This is a genomic window from Amycolatopsis sp. SID8362 (assembly GCF_010550475.1).
GTDB lineage: Bacteria > Actinomycetota > Actinomycetes > Mycobacteriales > Pseudonocardiaceae > Amycolatopsis > Amycolatopsis eburnea.
On the sequence record NZ_JAAGNB010001540.1, the window covers coordinates 1 to 1016 of the forward strand.

Genomic DNA, 1016 nt, shown 5'->3' on the forward strand with positions numbered 1-1016 from the left:
GGCAGGGACCGCCGCTGGGCGGGGTCACCGACGTGCTCGTGCGGCGCAGCGGCCAGCTCCTCGCCGAACAGCGGATGACCGCGCTCGAAGTGCTCTTCGACGCCGAGCTCGCCACCGGCCGGCACACGCACGTGGTGCGGGAGCTGCGCCACTTCGTCGACGAATACCCCTTCGGCGAACGGCTGCAGGAACAGCTGATGCTCGCGCTGCAGCGGTCCGGCCGGACGCCGGAGGCGCTGGAGGTCTACACCGCGACCCGCGAACGCCTCGACGCCGAGCTGGGCGTCGAACCCGGGGAGCGGCTGCGGGCGATGCACCTGCAGGTCCTCAAGGGCGAGGCCGACGAGCCGGTCGGCGAGGTCGTCGTGCCGGCGCGGCCGGCCGAGCTGCCCCGGGACGTGCGGGGTTTCGCCGGGCGGACCGAGCAGCTGGCGCAGCTGGACCGGCAGCTCGCCGCGCGGGCCGGCGCCTACGCCTCCGACGTCTGGATCGTGCACGGCATCCCCGGCGTCGGGAAGACCGCGCTCGCGCTGCACTGGGCGCACCGCGTCCGCGAGCGGTTCCCGGACGGGCAGCTGTACGTCAACCTGCGCGGGTTCGACGCCGACCGCGAGCCGATGGAGCCGGCCGTCGCGCTGGCCCAGCTGCTGCGCGCGCTCGGCGCCGACCCGCGGCGGATCCCCGAGGAGGTCGACGCGCAGGCCGGGCTCTACCGCTCGCTGCTCGCCGACCGCCAGGTGCTGCTCGTGCTCGACAACGCCCGCGACGCCGAGCAGGTCCTGCCGCTGCTGCCGCCGACCGGGACCGTGCTGATCACCAGCCGCCACCGGCTCGGCAGGCTGGTCGCCGAGTTCGGCGCGTTCTCCCTCGGCCTCGGCGCGCTCACCGAGTCCGACTCGCGGGCGCTGCTCGGCGGCGTGCTCGGCGAAGGCCGGGTGGCGGCCGAGCCGGCGGCGGCCGGGGAACTGGCCGAGCTGTGCGGGCACCTGCCGCTGGCGCTGCGGATCGCGGCCGCG

1 protein-coding gene is annotated in these 1016 nt (G+C 76.3%); it reads left to right on the forward strand.

All coding sequences use genetic code 11. The features are described 5' to 3' along the window. On the forward strand, window positions 1-1016 hold a 1016-nt coding region (locus G3I65_RS47355), incomplete at both ends, for a BTAD domain-containing putative transcriptional regulator (protein ID WP_160701906.1).